The 13,722-nt window shown below is 72.4% G+C and carries 10 protein-coding genes; 2 read left to right on the forward strand and 8 right to left on the reverse strand.

Annotation, left to right across the window (positions count from 1 at the left end):
• Positions 1–7: 7 nt before the first annotated feature.
• From H5965_RS34205 to H5965_RS34225, 5 genes are read right to left on the reverse strand one after another with little or no spacing between them, the layout of a single operon-like run.
• Positions 8–1,606: an allophanate hydrolase gene (locus H5965_RS34205; RefSeq protein WP_310974913.1), complete on the reverse strand. Its 1,599-nt coding sequence runs from the start codon at positions 1,604–1,606 to the stop codon at positions 8–10.
• Positions 1,603–5,136: an urea carboxylase gene (gene uca, locus H5965_RS34210; RefSeq protein ID WP_310974914.1), complete on the reverse strand. Its 3,534-nt coding sequence runs from the start codon at positions 5,134–5,136 to the stop codon at positions 1,603–1,605. The genes H5965_RS34205 and uca overlap by 4 nt, the downstream gene beginning before the upstream one ends.
• On the reverse strand, positions 5,133–5,768 hold the full coding sequence (locus H5965_RS34215; RefSeq protein ID WP_310974915.1) for an urea amidolyase associated protein UAAP2: 636 nt from the start codon (positions 5,766–5,768) through the stop codon (positions 5,133–5,135). The genes uca and H5965_RS34215 overlap by 4 nt, the downstream gene beginning before the upstream one ends.
• On the reverse strand, positions 5,765–6,598 hold the full coding sequence (locus H5965_RS34220; protein ID WP_310974916.1) for an urea amidolyase associated protein UAAP1: 834 nt from the start codon (positions 6,596–6,598) through the stop codon (positions 5,765–5,767). The genes H5965_RS34215 and H5965_RS34220 overlap by 4 nt, the downstream gene beginning before the upstream one ends.
• A 12-nt stretch (positions 6,599–6,610) precedes the next feature.
• Complete coding sequence (locus H5965_RS34225) at positions 6,611–8,080, reverse strand: amino acid permease (protein WP_310974917.1); 1,470 nt, start codon at positions 8,078–8,080, stop codon at positions 6,611–6,613.
• 175 nt (positions 8,081–8,255) lie between these two features.
• Here H5965_RS34225 and H5965_RS34230 point away from each other — a divergent pair, with 175 nt between their 5' ends.
• Together H5965_RS34230 and H5965_RS34235 are read left to right on the forward strand one after the other, a co-directional pair.
• Entirely contained in the window at positions 8,256–8,921 is a 666-nt protein-coding gene (locus H5965_RS34230; protein ID WP_310974918.1) for a helix-turn-helix domain-containing protein, read from the forward strand.
• Positions 8,918–9,958 carry a tetratricopeptide repeat protein gene (locus H5965_RS34235; protein WP_310974919.1) on the forward strand — a complete coding sequence of 347 codons (1,041 nt, stop codon included), beginning with the start codon at positions 8,918–8,920 and terminating at the stop codon, positions 9,956–9,958. The genes H5965_RS34230 and H5965_RS34235 overlap by 4 nt, the downstream gene beginning before the upstream one ends.
• Before the next feature lie 386 nt (positions 9,959–10,344).
• Here the strand turns inward: H5965_RS34235 and H5965_RS34240 are convergent, their stop codons facing one another.
• The 3 genes from H5965_RS34240 to H5965_RS34250 form a co-directional block, all read right to left on the reverse strand.
• The gene (locus H5965_RS34240; RefSeq protein ID WP_310975227.1) at positions 10,345–11,568 is read right to left on the reverse strand and encodes a ribonuclease D; all 1,224 of its coding nucleotides are present in this window, start codon (positions 11,566–11,568) and stop codon (positions 10,345–10,347) included.
• A gap of 98 nt (positions 11,569–11,666) precedes the next feature.
• Positions 11,667–12,383 carry a response regulator transcription factor gene (locus H5965_RS34245; RefSeq protein ID WP_033261886.1) on the reverse strand — a complete coding sequence of 239 codons (717 nt, stop codon included), beginning with the start codon at positions 12,381–12,383 and terminating at the stop codon, positions 11,667–11,669.
• A gap of 743 nt (positions 12,384–13,126) precedes the next feature.
• The gene (locus H5965_RS34250) at positions 13,127–13,690 is read right to left on the reverse strand and encodes a DUF3000 domain-containing protein (RefSeq protein ID WP_310974920.1); all 564 of its coding nucleotides are present in this window, start codon (positions 13,688–13,690) and stop codon (positions 13,127–13,129) included.
• Positions 13,691–13,722 lie beyond the last annotated feature (32 nt).

Below are 13,722 nucleotides of genomic sequence, written 5' to 3' on the forward strand. Positions count from 1 at the left end.
AACCGGTTTATCCGGCGAGGTGGGCCAGCCAGCCACCCTTGGCCGAGATGTCCTCCGCTCCTTCCGTTGCCGATGGCTCGCACAGGAAGCCCGGCACTCGTGTGCCGTCGGCCAGTTCGAGCTTGCCGATGGCCAGCGGCGCCGGGATTCCGGCCACGAACTCGCCGAACCCCTGCGGGGGCAGCTCCCACACCTCCGCGGCCACCGAAACACCGCCGGAGGCAACCCGCACCAGCCCGGGCTTCGGCGGCACGGTGTCCAGGGCGTACAGCCGGTACGCAGCCGCCGTCGAGACCGCGGACACGAACCGGCCGCCGCGGGACGTGAGCTCGTGGTTGAGCGGTTGACCCCGCAGGTGCGCGCCGACCACCACGATCGGGATGCGCTCCCGCCGCAATCCCGCCAGGGCCGCCAGCTTCAGGTCGTCGTGCGGGGCGCCGAGGAACATCACGCCGAACGGGCGGCCGGCCACCGACCCGGCCGGGACGGCGAGGGCCGACAGGCCGAACAGGTTGGTGGCGTTGGTGAACCGGCCCAGGCGGGCGTTGACCGCCACCGGGTCGGCGGCGACTTCGGCGATCGTCGGGTGCTCGGTCGTTGTCGGCAGCAGGAGCGCGTCGACGCCGGCCAGCGCGACCAGCGCCTCCGCCCGCAGGCCGGCCAGCGTGGCCTGGTCGGCGAACAGCCGGTGCGCGGGAATGTCCCGGGCCGGGGCGATGATCGAGCGCACGACCGGGTCGACGACGTCCGGGTGCGCGTCGATGAACTCACCGACCGCCGTGTACCGCTCGGCGACGAACGCGCCGCCGTACAACATCTGTGCTGCTTCCAGGAACGCCGAAATGTCCACAGTGGTCACTTCGGCACCCGCTGCCGCGTACTCCGCGACGGCCGCCTCGAACGCTTCGGCCCAGCCAGGAGCCAGGGGACCCAGCTGGTCCGGGGACGGGACACCGAGCCGGAACCGTCCCGTGTGGACCTGCGCGGGCTCGGCCAGGCAGGTCAGCGCGAACGACGCCTCCTCGACCGTCCTCGCGAACAGCGAGACGCAGTCGATGCTCGCGCACGCAGGAACCACACCGAGCGTCGGCAGCAGGCCCGGCGTCGGCTTGAGCCCGACGATCCCGTTGAACGCCGCGGGCACCCGGCCCGAGCCCGCGGTGTCGGTCCCCAACGCCAAGTCCACGATGCCGAGAGCGACCGCCACCGCGGACCCCGAACTCGACCCGCCCGAGACGTACGCCGGGTCCACGGCGTTGCGGACTGCGCCGTACGGGCTGCGCGTCCCGACCAAACCGGTCGCGAACTGGTCCAGGTTGGTGGTGCCGAGCACCAAAGCGCCCGCCGCCCGCAGCCGCGCCACGACCGGCGCGTCGGCCTCCGGTTTGTAGGCGTACTCCGGGCAGGCCGCCGTCGTCGGCAGCCCGGCGACGTCGATGTTGCCCTTGACCGCCACGAGTTTCCCGTACAGGGGCAACCCGTGCTCCGGCAGCGCCGCCGCCTCGGCCAGGACGTCGGCTTCCGGCCGGAGGTCGATCCAGATCTCCGGCCGGTCCACCTGCTCGATCCGCCGGTACGCGGCCCGCACTCGTTCCACAAGACTCATCCGAGCACCACCAACGGTGTGCCGGGCGCCACCTGGTCACCGGGGGATACGAGCACCTCGACCACCTCTCCGCCGGCCGGCGCGGGGATCCGCGCCTCCGTCTTCATCGCTTCCAGCGTCACCAGCGACTGCGCGTTCTCGACGCGTTCGCCCGCGGTGACGTCGACCCGCCACACCGTCGCCGCGAACGGCGCCTCGACGACGTGCCCGCCCGGCGGCGCCTCGACCCGCGCCGGCGGCCGGGTGACCGGCTCCGGCTTCGGGTCGAACTCGCCGGCCGCGGCCCATGCCTGCCGCTCCGCCTCGAACGCCGCCGCCTGCGTCGCCCGGAACTCGGCGATGCTCCCGGCGTTGTCCGCGAGGAACTTCTGGTAGTCCGCCAGGGCGAAGGTGCCCTCGGTGGTGTCGAGCTCCAGCTGCCCGGACGCGCTCTGCGCCCGCAGGTCCAGGAGTTCTTCGGCCGACACCGGGTACCAGGAGATCCGGTCGAAGAACCGCAGGTTCCACGGCTGGTCGCCGCCGTGCCAGCTGTTCCACACCTGGACCGTCCGCCCGACGAACTGGTAGCCGCCCGGGCCCTCCATGCCGTAGATGCACAGGTAGGCACCGCCGATGCCGACGGAGTTCTCCGCCGTCCACGTCCGCGCCGGGTTGTACTTCGTCGTCACCAGGCGGTGGCGCGGGTCCAGCGGCGTCGCCACCGGCGCGCCGAGGTAGACGTCGCCGAGGCCGAGCACGAGGTACTCCGCGTCGAACACCGTCCGGTACACGTCGTCCACACTGGACAGACCGTTGACCCGCCGGATGAACTCGATGTTCCACGGGCACCAGGGTGCGTCGTCGCGGACGCCGGTCATGTACCGCTCGATCGCCTCCCGGGTGGCCGGGTCGTCCCACGACAGCGGCAGCCGGACACTGCGGCTCGGCACCACGAGGTCGTGCGTCGGCGGCAGGTCCCGCTCCAGCTCGCGGACCAGCCCGAGGGCCTTGCCGACCGGCAGCGCGTCCGGGTCGACGTGGACCTGCAGCGACCGGATGCCCGGCGTCAGGTCGACGATCCCGGGCACGCCCTCCGCGGTGAGCCGCTCGGCCAGCGCGTGCACCCGCATCCGCAGCGCGAGGTCGAGCTTCATCTCGCCGTACTCGACGAGCAGGTTGTCGTCGCCGCTGCGGCGGTAGGTGACCGACGGCTCGTCCTCCGACGAGGACAGCCGCGCGAGGACGCCGCCGTCGTCGCGCGCGGCCCGGCTCGGCTCGACCGCGGACGCCGGCCGCGTCCGCAGCGCCGCCGCGTGGTCGGTGCCGATCGGCACGAACCGCACGGTGTCGCCCGGCCGCAGCTGGCCGAGCTTCCACCGCTCGCCGGTGGCGACGGTCGCCGGGCAGACGAACCCGCCGAGGCTGGGCCCGTCCGGGCCGAGCAGGATCGGCAGGTCGCCGGTGTAGTCGACGGCGCCGATCGCGTACGGCGTGTCGTGGATGTTCGACGGGTGCAGGCCCGCTTCGCCGCCGTCCGGCCGCGCCCACCGCGGCCGCGGCCCGACGAGCCGGACACCGGTGCGCGCCGAGTTGAAGTGCACCTGCCAGTCCGTGGCGTAGAACGTGTCGACGTCGTCCGGGGTGAAGAACTCCGGGGCCGCGTGCGGGCCTTCGAGGGCGCCGATCGTCCACTGGGGAGCGAAGCCCGGGCGTTCGGCGGCCGGTACCGGTCCCACGACCGGGTCTGCGGGCGCCGGCCCGGGCCGCAGGACGTCCCCGGCGGCCAGCGCGCGGCCGCCGTGCCCGCCGAATTTTCCCAGGGTGAACGTCGCCGCGCTGCCGAGGAACTCCGGCACGTCGACACCACCACGTACCAGGACGTAGCTGCGCAGGCCGGCCGTGCACGCCCGGACGTCGAGGACCGCGCCCGCCGGGACCTCGACGGCGGTCCACAGCGGAACCTCGGCGCCGTCGACGAGCACGGTCGTCGGAGCGCCGGTGACGCACACCTCGGTGGCGTCCGAAAACCGCAGCGCGACGCCGTCCACGGTGCACTCCAGACCGGGCGCGCCCTCGGGGTTGCCGAGCGCGAGGTTGCCCAGCCGCAGCGAAAGGTCGTCCATCGGCCCGCTCGGCGGCACCCCGACGGCCCAGTACCCGGTGCGGCCCGGCCAGTCCTGCACGGTCGTCATCGTCCCGCCGCGCAGGACGTCGATCCGCGGCTCCGCGTCCCCGATGTCGTCCAAAGTGGACGTGTCGTGCGCGGCGGCGCCGAACGCCGGTTCGGCGGCCGCTGCCCGCAGCTGCCCGAGGTTGGTCTGGACGCCGTCGAACCGGGTCGCGGCGAGCGCTTCACGGAGGTTCGCCAGTGCTTCGGTGCGGTCGGCGCCGGTGCAGATCACCTTGGCCAGCAACGGGTCGTAGTGCGTGGTGACGGTCGTGCCCGGCTCGACCCAGGTGTCCACGCGGGTGTCCTCGGGCAGGGTGACCCGGGTGACGATACCCGCGCTCGGCCGGTGCCCGGCGCCCGGGTCTTCGGCGTACACGCGCGCTTCGACGGCGTGCCCGCGCGGGACCGGCGTCGCGCGGAACATCGCGCGGTCGCCCTGGGCCAGCCGGAGCATCCAGGCGACCAGGTCGACGCCGTAGACCGCCTCGGTGACCGGGTGCTCGACCTGCAGCCGGGTGTTGACCTCGAGGAACGCCGCCTCGCCGCGCTCGGCGTCGTAGACGTACTCGACCGTGCCCGCCGAGCGGTACCGCACCGACGAGCACAGCGCGACGGCGGACTCCACCAGGTGCTTCCGGACGTCCTCGGGCAGGTCCGGCGCCGGGCACTCCTCGACGACCTTCTGGTTGCGCCGCTGCAGCGAGCAGTCGCGCGTGCCCAGGGCCAGGACCTCGCCGAAGCCGTCGCCGAACACCTGGACCTCGACGTGCCGCGCGCGGGTCACCAGGCGTTCGAGGAAGACGCCGGAGCTGGCGAAGCTCTTGGCGGCGACGCTGCGCACGGTGTCCCAGGCGGCGCGCAGCTCGTCCGGCGCCGCGCAGGCGCGCATCCCGATCCCGCCCCCGCCGCCGGTCGCCTTGAGCATCACCGGGTAGCCGATGTCCTCCGCGCGGGCCAGCGCTTCGTCCACATCGGACAACAGGCCGGTGCCGGCGAGCAGGGGGACGCCGGCCGCGATCGCCGCTTCGCGCGCGGTGTGCTTGCTGCCGAACACCTCCAGGTGTTCCGGCGACGGCCCGGCGAACGCGATCCCGGCGTCTTCGCAGGCCCGCGCGAACGCCGCGTCCTCCGAAAGGAACCCGTAGCCGGGATGGATCGCGTCGCAGCTGGTGTCGAGCGCGGCCCGGATGATGGCGTCGGCCCGCAGGTAGCTTTCCGCCGCGGGTGCCGGACCGAGCCGGACGGCCCGGCCGGCCAGCCGGACGTGCGGGGCGAGGCGGTCGGCGTCGGAGTGCACCGCGACGGTTTCGAGACCCAGGTCCTTCGCGCTGCGCAGGATCCGGACCGCGATCTCGCCGCGGTTGGCGACGAGCAGCCTCACGCGCCGACTCCCGGGGAGATGACGACCATCCGCACCGGCGTCGGGTCGAACCCGTTGCACGGGTTGTTGATCTGCGGGCAGTTCGAGACGAGCACCAGCACGTCGGTCTCGGCGCGCAGCCGGACTTCCAGGCCCGGCGCGGAGATGCCGTCGACGATGCCGAGCGTGCCGTCTTCCTCGACCGGCACGTTCATGTACCAGTTGACGTTGCTGACCAGGTCGCGCTTGCCGAGGCCCCACTTGGCGCCCTCGATGAGGAAGTTCTCCACGCAGGCGTGCTGGTACCGGGTGTGCTGGCCGTAGCGGAGGCTGTTGGACTCCTTGCTGCACGCGCCGCCGAGCGTGTCGTGGCGGCCGCAGGTGTCGGCGACGACGGTGAGCAGCGGCGCGCCCTCCTGGGTGCGCAGCACGCTGCCGGTGGTCAGGAAGATGTTGCCCTGCGCGGCGATCGTCGCGGCCGCGCTGTAGCGCTTGGCGGTGTCGTTCGCGTCGTAGCAGAGGAAGTCGACGGCCTGGTTGCCGCCGAGGTCGATGATCGCCAGCTCCTGGCCCTGCTGCAGCACCGTCGAATACGGCGCCCGCGCGGGAACGTCGACGCTGACTTCCAGCTGGGACTCGTAGGCCGTGCTCATGCGATCCCCCGTGCGGTCAGGTAGTCGGCGGTGTTCTCGAACGCGCGCTGCGCTTCCGGCGTGTGGGTCCATTCCGGACTGTCCGGGGTGGTCGGCCGGTCGCGCCAGGCGAGGACTTCGAGCTTGGTCACGGTGTAGTCCGGCCGCGGGTCGACCGGGTGGGCGACGTTCGCGATCAGCACGATCGACGGGATCTCGATCCGCAGGTCGACCGACCGGCCGGCGCCCGCGGAGCCGGTGAACTCCAGGTCGCCCTCCGGCTGGACCCGCACCCCCTGGAAGAAGGACAGGCTCGGCGGCAGATCACGCGGTCCGAGGCCGTTCTTGGCCGCCGCCAGGGTGAGCAGCGGCAGCCCGGCGGGGGAAGGGCTCTCCGGGGCGCCGTCGCCGTAGCGCGTGATGTTGCCGTCCACAGTGGACGTTCCGCAGAGCGCGTCGTGCTGCCCGCTCGAATCCGCGACGATGGTGGCGAGCACCCGCGCCTGGTCCGACAGCAGCGCCACCGACTCGCCGAGGTAGGCGTTCCACTGCACCTTGACCGTGTCCGCGACGTTCAGCCGCTCCCACGGCCCGTCGGCGTTGAACAGCAGCAGGTGCGCGCAGGCGTCGCCGTCGACGTCGGTCAGCCGCAGCCGCGTGCCGCGGGCCAGCACCTTGTGCGTGTACCCGCCGCCGGCCACGGTTTCGGCCCAGGTCAGCGCCTCGGGGGCGACCTCGGCCGGCGGCGCGGGCCAGGTGCTCGCCGGGATCGACGGCATCGTGTCGACCACGGTGCCGGCCTGGGCGCGGGCGTGGTCGCGCGCTCCGTGGGTCGTTGCGGTGGTGCTCATGGTCGTCCTCTCTCAGGTCGCGGGTTCGAGGGCGGGAGCGGGACGCAGCCGCAGCCAGCAGAGCCAGCCGATCACCAGTGCGCCGCCGACGAACTCTATCGGGAACAGGAGCATCCAGGGGGAGCCCGAACCGGCGAGATCGTAGATCTCCGCACGTGGCCAGGCGATGTTGACGATCATGCCGATTCCGTACAGAACGGCTGCTCCGTTCAGCGGTACGCCCCAGCGCCCGAGCGAGAACCGGCCCGGCTCGGCCGGGACCCGCCCGCGCAGCCGCTGCACCAGCAGCGGCCCGGTCACCAGCAGGTAGGCCAGGTAGACCACGACCACCGACGTCCCGGTGATCGTGCTGAACAGCGTCGGGTTGCCGACGTTGAGCAGCAGCAGCCCGATGGCCAGCGCGCCGGACAGCAGCGCGGGCGCGACCGGCGTCCCGGTGCGCGGGCTGACCCCGGCGAGGCGGGTGGAGGCGGGGAGCGCGCCGTCGCGGGCCATCGCGTAGATCAGCCGGACGGTGCCGGTCTGGATGGTCAGTGTGCAGACGATGACGGCGATCGCGACGTCGGCGAGGAAGACCCGGCCGAGGGTGTCGCCGAAGACGGCGGTGATCACGTACGGCAGGCCCTTGCCGGCGAGCTGCCCGTCGGTGAGGCTCGGCGCGGCCATCAGCGCGGTGACGACCACGGCGAGGCCACCGATCCCGGAGACGAGCACGGCCCGCAGCACCGCCCGCGGCGCCGTCCGGCGCGCGTCCTTCGTCTCCTCCGCGACCGACGCGGCGGTGTCGAAGCCGTAGAGGACGTACGCCGCCATAAGCGCCGAAGCGAGGACGCCGCCGATCCCGGCGCTCGTGCCGGGTGCGTCGTGCAGCACCACCTGCGGGCCGCGGACGGCGAACAGGAGCAGCCCGGTGATGAGGACGACGACGCCGAGCAGCTCGGCCGCGACGCCGACGTCGTTGATCCGCGCCATCAGGCGGACCCCGCCGGCGTTGACGGCGGTGGTGAAGACGAGCAGCACGGTGCCGAGCAGCACGGCGTTGGCCGCGCCGGTCGGCGACGTCACCGAACTGTCGCCGCCGACGAACTGGAAGCCGTCCCACACCGACGGCAGCACGACCTGCAACGCGATCGCCGCCGCGGCGAGGGCGACGACGCAGCCGATCAGCATCATCCAGCCGGCGAGCCAGCCGAGGAAGCCTTTGCTGAGCTGTTTCGCCCACTGGTACACGGATCCGGCGAGCGGGTAGCGCGCGGCGAGCTCGGCGAAGTTGAGGGCCACCAGCAGCTGGCCGGCCAGGACCACCGGCCACGTCCAGAAGAAGAGCGGGCCGCCGAAGGTGTAGCCGAAGCCGAAGAGCTGGAAGACGGTGGTGAGGATGGAGACGAAGGAGAACCCGGCGGCGAAGGCGGAGAACCCGCCCAGCGACCGGCGGAGCTCCTGGCGGTAACCGAAGGCGGCGAGTTCGTCGGGTGGCGTCATGCGGGCTCCTTGTTTCGATCGCTCGACAGAAATTAGGTCTTCGCCGCGACGCGATGATCTCCGCCGTGTTAGGGCGCGGTTAACGGCGGGGTCGACCCGGCGTCAATGACGACATCCGGGCGTAACCGCACCGCCGTGCGCGTGTCGCGGCCGAAGACCTGGCAAGATCACGTCCGTGGTCAAAGGGTCGGGAGTCGGCAGGCCGAGGGCGAGCGGAGCGGCGGCGAACCGTCCCGACGCGCGCCAGGCCGTGCTCGACGCGGCGGGCGAGTTGTTCACCGGAGCCGGATACGCGGCCACGACGACCAGGGCGATCGCCGAACGCGCGGGCTTGCGCCAGGCGTCGCTCTACTACCACTTCCCGGCGAAGGAAGACATCCTCGCGGCGTTGCTGGCGGAGACGGTCCGCCCGTCCCTCGCGCTGGCGGCTCGGCTGGTGGCCGGAGCGGCCCCGGCGGCGGTCCGGTTGTGGGCGCTGGCGTACGCGGACATCGGCCTGCTGGGCGGCGCGCGGCACAACCTGGGCGCGTTGTACCTGCTGCCGGAGGTCGGATCGCCGAACCTGGCCCGCTTCCGCACCGAGCGCGCGGAACTGAAGGCGGCGTACGGCCGGCTCGTGGCGGCGTCCGGTGTCGCGCCGGCGGCGGTCGGGATCCGGACGGACCTGGTGTTCGGGTTGGTGGAGAGCATCGCGGTGATCCGGCGGGACGACCCGGCGCTGGACGTCGAGGCCCATGTGCGCGAGGGAGCGGATGGGGTGGTCCGCCTGGTGGGCGTGGGCGAGCCGACGGACGAGCTGCGGGCGGAGGCGCACGCGCTGCTGGCGGCCCTGGCGGAATGAGCGTCGACCGGCTCCGGGGCGAGATCGCCTGGCTGCACGCGAAGCTGCAGCGCCGCCGTCGCCAGGACGACCAGACGGCCCTCGAGCTGCGCGGCGAGATCGCGGACCGGCTCGCGGAGCTGCGCGACCCGGAGACGGAGCCGTGGCTGCGCGCGCTGGTGGCGGACCAGACCCGCGTGTTCGGCGCACGCCACCACGCGACGCTGGCGTCCTGGTTCCTGATCGCCGCGCGCTGCTCGCAGACCGGCCGGGTGGACGAGGCACTGGAGCTGTTCGCGTCGGTCCGTTCGGCGTATGCGTATGTCCGCGGACCGGACCACGATGCGGTGGTGCGCTGCACGTACGCGATCGGTACCGCACTGGCCGACGCGGGCCGGTACGCGCCGGCGATCGAAGTCTTCCGGTCCCTGGGCGGCACGGATTGCACGTCCGACATCGCCCGGGCCCAGATCGAGCTGGCGAGGTTCGACGAGGCCGAGCAGACGTTGCGCGCGGCCCCGCCCGAGTGGGCGTCGGTGGCCGGGTTCCTGCGCACGACGATCCAGGCGGAGCTGGGCGCTCCGGGCCCGCTGGTCGAAGGAATGCGAGCCCAGCTGGCCGAGGGAACGGGCGACGGAGAGGCGGCCCGCATGTGGCTGTCGTACGGATTGCTGCTGGCGGGCGAACCGGAGGAAGCGGCGGAGCTGGCAGCGTCGGTGGTGGCGGCGAGGGTGGCGCACCCAGGCCCGGAGGACCGCCAGACGTGGGAGGCGAGAGTGCTCCTGAGCCGGGCGCTGGCGGAGACGGACCGCCTGGAGGACGCGGAACACTACGCACGAGCGGCCTTGGCCTCGGCCCCGTTGCCCCCGGGACACCCGGACCTGCTGCACGCCTTGGCCACGGTGGCCCGGGTGCATGCCCGAAGAGGGGAGTGGCCGGAAGCGGTGGAGTCGTACGAATTCGCGGTGGAGGGCTTCGAGACCGTGCTGGGCCCCGAGCACCCGCAGACGGCAAAGACGGCCGAGGCACTGGCGAAAGCCAGAAGCCAAGCGACCTAACGAGACCCACCACTACCCAGCAGATTGCTGATGATCCGGGAAAGCTCCCGCATCGTCCGCATCCCGAGCTGCATGGACTGAGCCCCCACCCGCAACGGCCGGATCGCCGCGCGCAACGGCGCGTTGATCGCCTCGAGCGGCCGGATCTGCGTCAGGAACTCCGTGATCCGGCCAGGTCGTCGAGCGAGTGGTCGGCCACCAGGTCCATGGCGTGCCGCCATTCCGCGGTCCACGCGCCGGCCAGCACCGCCTCCTCGATGTCGACGTACTGCAGCTTTTCGATGATCCGATGCTCTCGCGGTCCACGAACACTTCGATCTTGCGCCCGTGCGCGGCAGCCCAGGGCAGCCGGTGTCCGGCACAGCACGATTCCCGGATCTGTCCGTTCAGGCAGCGGTGGTCTGCAACGCTTTGCTCAACGCCGCCACGGTCAGTTCGACCTGCCACGGCCGCGCGCCACCGGCCCGCAGGACTTCCGCCACCGAGTCCTCGTCCGTCTCCGCCGGCGGACGCCAGCACGTCCGGCGCACCAGGTCCGGCAGCAGCAGGTTCTCCACCGGCAACCGCCGGTCCTCCGCGATCGCCGTCAACGCCGCGCGCGCGGCGGACAACCGGGCCGCGGCGTCCGGGTCCTTGTCCGCCCAGCGGTTCACCGGCGGTGGTCCGTCGGTCGGCTGCGAAGGCGAGGGCAGCTCCGACGCCGGCAGCGCCCGGGCCGCCTGGAGGTGCCGCAGCCAGCTGGCCGTGTACTTGCGCTGGACGCGCCCGCTGAACACCGGCAGCGCCTGCAGCTCTTCGACCGTCTTCGGATCCGCCGTGACCGCGTTGATGATCGCGCTGTCCGGCAGGATGCGGCTCGGGGCGCGGTCGCGCTTGCGGGCGAGCTCGTCGCGGGCCTGCCACAGCTCGCGGACCGCCGCGAGACCGCGCGGGCTGCGGATCTTGTGGACCCCCGACGTCCGGCGCCACGGCTCGGCCCGCGGGGGCGGCGGTGGGGCCGTCCGCACGTTCTCGAACTCCTGGCGCGCCCACTCCAGCTTGCCCTGGGCGCCCAGCTCCGCTTCCAGCTTCTCCCGCAGCTGGACGAGCAGCTCGACGTCGAGGGCGGCGTAGTTCAGCCAGTCGACCGGCAGCGGCCGCTTCGACCAGTCGGCCGCGCTGTGGCCCTTTTCGAGGGTGTACCCCAGCAGCAGCTCGACCAGCGTGCCCAGCGCGACGCGTTCGTAGCCCGCCAGCCGGCCGGCCAGCTCGGTGTCGAACAGCGCCGCCGGGTGCAGGCCCAGTTCGGCGAGGCAGGGGAGGTCCTGGGAGGCGGCGTGCAGCACCCACTCCAGGTCGTTGAGGACGTCGCGCAGCGGCTGGAGATCGTCGGCCAGGGCGATCGGGTCGATCAGCACCGTGCCGGAACCCTCGCGGCGCAGCTGCACGAGGTAGGCCTTGGGCCAGTACCGGTAGCCGGACGCGCGTTCGGTGTCGACGGCGACCGCGCCGGTGCCCGCGGCGAGCTTCGCGCAGGCCTCGGCCAGCGCGGCAGCGTCGGTGATCACCGGGGGCGTGCCCTCGGCGGGTTCGCGTAGCAGCACGGGGCCGCCCGTGGACTCGATCTCCATCCCGGTGTCCTCGGCCTCTGTGCTTCCCATGGTTGACGACCCTACGGGACGGGCATACCGCGCCTGGTCTGCCCGCCCCGCAGGGCTGTTCGCTTGCGTCAGCGGATCACGCCGGCTCGCATGGCCAGCGCCACCATCTGGGCCCGGTCGCCCGTGCCGAGCTTGCGCCCGATCCGGGACAGGTGGGACTTGACGGTGAGGGCGGAGAGCGAAAGCTCCTCGCCGATCTCCTTGTTGGACTGCCCGTCGGCGACCAGCTGGAGCACCTCCACCTCACGAGCGGACAGCTCGCGCGGGGTGTTGTCGGTGCCCGCGACGCGGGTCCCGGTGGCCAGCACCGGAGCCACGCTCGGGTCGGCGTAGACGCCGCCCTCGAGCACGCGCCGCACGCCGTCGGTCACCACGACCGGCGACGCGGACTTCAGCAGGTACGCCTGGGCCCCGGCCTGGAAGGCCGAGCGGACCGCGTACGGGTCGTCCGAGGATGCGAGAACGACCACGCGCGGCCAGCCGTGGCTACGGAGTTCCGTAACCAGCTCGATGCCGCTGCCGTCCGGCAGTCCGAGATCGAGGATCGCCAGGTCACAAGGCCCGGTGGCCTGTGCTCGCGCCCTCGCCTCGGCCACCGTGGCGGCTTCGTGGACGGTCCCCGCACCCATCTGTGCGAGTCTTGCTGCGATTGCCTCCCTCAACAGCGGGTGGTCATCGACCACCAGTACCGAAAAGAGCTCTTCCCGCGGGTGCGGAACCATGCTCGCCGGCAACGCGCCGGCTGGCGTGGATCGGACGGCCTGAGAAATGCCGACGGTAGCCACGTCACTACCTCCCTGGAGTCGGTCGTGCCCCCCGACCGGCACCGGGACCTTCGGCCGTTCAGCCGCGCCAGCTTTAGACCGAAAGTGGTGTCGTCGAAGGCACTGTAGCCGTCCTGAGGCCGTTGCGGGGGGATCGAATGGGTATCTATCTCAAACGAACAGTCACTCAGTGGGTTCGTAGTAACACGATCGGGCTAGTACACGGCCGGTTGCTAACGGATAGCCCAGTGAACGCGATGCAAAGGAGTTACCGGCGCCCAAATGGCCGTGCAGATGAGGCGTGCAGCTTCCGGTGCGCCTAGTGACGAGGGGCCGGATGGGCTCCCCCAACCCTCGGAAAGTGGCTCCGGCCGGGGCTTGATCATCTCGGCTCCGAGGTGTCCGCAGGCCTTCGCGGCCGCTTGCCGGGGCCGGGATCTGTGACTGTCCGTGTCTGTCGCGGGGCGAGGACGGCCCCGGACCCTCGTTTTGATCTTGTAGCGGTGCGTGACCGCGGGGAGTCACGAACGAGGAGACGTGAAACGGCCTCGCAGACCGCGGCGGGTCGTCCGGGGTACTCCGAGGTCGTCCGGGCCGTTCCGGGCGTCAGGCGGCGTCTGAGGGCCCGATAACGAAGTGAACAGCGTTCAGTGGACGTGAATTTTGCTCACATCCGTACAAGTCGTGTCCCCGGGAGCACGCGCGGCGACCGGCCGTTGCCGATTCGTTGCCGAAGATCGCCCGGACAGCCGCGTGCCGCGGGTTCAGGAGCCCTGACGCTGCTCGAAGAGGGCCACCCCGACCGGCGGCAGGCCGACGACGCTCGCCATCACCTGGCAGAAGGCCTGCCCGTGGGGCAGCAGTCCGGAGTCCGTCGGCGTCCACGACGCCCGCAGCTCCAGGTCGTCGGTGCGCGCCGGGCCGGAGATGTCGCCGAAGCGGGCCGACGACGTCTCCGTCACGGTGCCGCCCAGCGCCTTCCAGCTCGCGCCGGACACTTCGAGGGCGTCGGTGAGCCACGACCAGCCGACCGCCGGCAGGAACGGGTCGGTCGCCAGCTCCCGGTCCAGCTCCGCGCGCACGTACATGACGAGGCGCAGCACGCCGTCCCAGCCGTCCTGGCCGTCCGGGTCGTGCAGCAGGACCAGCCGGCCCGAGGCCAGCACGTCGGCGGGCCCGGCCACTTCGCAGCTGACCGCGTACGACCACGGGGCGAGCCGCTGCGGGGCGCGCATCGGCTCCAGCAGCACCTCCCGGCGGGGCCGGACGGACTGCAGCGCCGCGACTGCTTCGCGGAAGAGTTCGGGCACTGGCGTCATCGCGGTCACGCTTCGACTTTAGGGCGGGCACGGGCCGTTGC

The organism is Amycolatopsis sp. 505, from assembly GCF_031625235.1.
Lineage (GTDB): Bacteria > Actinomycetota > Actinomycetes > Mycobacteriales > Pseudonocardiaceae > Amycolatopsis.

Coding starts and splice junctions, on each gene's coding strand:
- H5965_RS34205 (WP_310974913.1), bottom strand. CDS start 1,606: ATGAGTCTTGTGGAACGAGTGCGGGCCGCGTACCGGCGGATCGAGCAG.
- H5965_RS34215 (WP_310974915.1), bottom strand. CDS start 5,768: ATGAGCACGGCCTACGAGTCCCAGCTGGAAGTCAGCGTCGACGTTCCC.
- H5965_RS34220 (WP_310974916.1), bottom strand. CDS start 6,598: ATGAGCACCACCGCAACGACCCACGGAGCGCGCGACCACGCCCGCGCC.
- H5965_RS34225 (WP_310974917.1), bottom strand. CDS start 8,080: ATGACGCCACCCGACGAACTCGCCGCCTTCGGTTACCGCCAGGAGCTC.
- H5965_RS34235 (WP_310974919.1), top strand. CDS start 8,918: ATGAGCGTCGACCGGCTCCGGGGCGAGATCGCCTGGCTGCACGCGAAG.
- H5965_RS34240 (WP_310975227.1), bottom strand. CDS start 11,568: ATGGAGATCGAGTCCACGGGCGGCCCCGTGCTGCTACGCGAACCCGCC.